The sequence below is a fragment of the Acidisphaera rubrifaciens HS-AP3 genome (assembly GCF_000964365.1).
Taxonomy (GTDB): Bacteria; Pseudomonadota; Alphaproteobacteria; order Acetobacterales; family Acetobacteraceae; genus Acidisphaera; species Acidisphaera rubrifaciens.
Genome location: NZ_BANB01000790.1, coordinates 1 through 1,173, shown reverse-complemented (window position 1 = coordinate 1,173; position 1,173 = coordinate 1). Strand labels below are relative to the sequence as shown.

The 1,173-nt window shown below is 66.8% G+C and carries 1 protein-coding gene and 1 pseudogene; one reads left to right on the top strand and one right to left on the bottom strand.

From position 1 onward, the window contains the following. Window positions 1-124 precede the first annotated feature (124 nt). Entirely contained in the window at window positions 125-742 is a 618-nt protein-coding gene (ureG, locus tag B8460_RS17750) for an urease accessory protein UreG (protein WP_048862952.1), read from the top strand. 6 nt (window positions 743-748) lie between these two features. Here the strand turns inward: ureG and B8460_RS23800 are convergent. Beyond that, a pseudogene (locus B8460_RS23800) lies at window positions 749-1,017 on the bottom strand (IS5/IS1182 family transposase); the annotation flags it as partial. Between the last annotated feature and the right edge of the window lie 156 nt (window positions 1,018-1,173).

The following is a 1,173-nucleotide window of genomic DNA, read 5'->3' as shown; positions in this document are numbered from 1 at the left end:
ACGAGGCGCTCGCCATCGCGAGCGAAACGGCGACGGCGACGCTTGACGACATCGGCGGTTGCGCCTTCCGCTCCGACATCGCCGCGATGCGACACGAAACCCAGTACACCAGGCTGTTCCGCTCATGACACGTTCGATCAACGGCCCGCTGCGCGTGGGCATCGGCGGCCCCGTCGGCTCCGGCAAGACTGCGCTGATGGACGCGCTGTGCCGCACGCTGCGCGACCGCTACGACCTCGCGGCGATCACCAACGACATCTACACGCGCGAGGATGCGGATTTCCTCACCCGCGCCGGCAGCCTGACGCCGGACCGTATCCTCGGTATCGAGACCGGCGGCTGTCCGCATACCGCCATACGCGAGGACGCGAGCATCAACCTCGCCGGGGTCGCGACCTTGACGCAGCGCTTCCCGACGCTCGACCTCATCCTGATCGAGTCCGGGGGCGACAATCTCGCGGCGACGTTCAGCCCCGAACTCGCCGACATCACGATCTATGTCATCGACGTGTCCGGCGGCGACAAGATTCCGCGCAAGGGCGGGCCGGGCATCACCCGCAGCGACCTTCTGGTCATCAACAAGACCGACCTCGCGCCGCATGTGGGCGCGAGCCTGGAGGTGATGGACCGCGACAGCCGCCGCATGCGCGGCGAGCGTCCGTTCGTGTTTACCAGCATCCGCCACGGCGCCGGCATCGCCGAGGTCGCCGGCTTCATCGAGCATGCGGGTGGACTGACCTAGCGGGCATTACGCACTTCGCTTCAGGTCTGCGGCGTGCCTGGGCATGTATCCGACGAAAGCGATGACATGGAAGCCGGCGAGCGTGGCGGCATAGCGCTCGTAATCCTTGACCAGCCGGCAGCAGCGCGCAGCCCAGGCGAAGGATCGTACCACTACCCAGCGTCGAGGCAGGAGGACGATCCGCGCTTTGCTTCCGGAAGTTTGACGACGTGAAGGGCAATCCCCTCGGGCGCGGCGGCATCGGCGGCTGCCTCGCCGGTGCAGCCCTGATCGACATCACCCTCTAGTCACCGACGACGACATCCGCCTCCGCGGACCAACCGCGGCACTCACAAAAGCGGCCACACACGGAGGGCTTCCGCCTGCCGGCGCAATGGTGCCCAGTTTTGTTCGGCAATGGCGTCCCGTAGGGGATTCGAACCCCTGTTACC

Coding starts and splice junctions, on each gene's coding strand:
- ureG (WP_048862952.1), top strand. CDS start 125: ATGACACGTTCGATCAACGGCCCGCTGCGCGTGGGCATCGGCGGCCCC.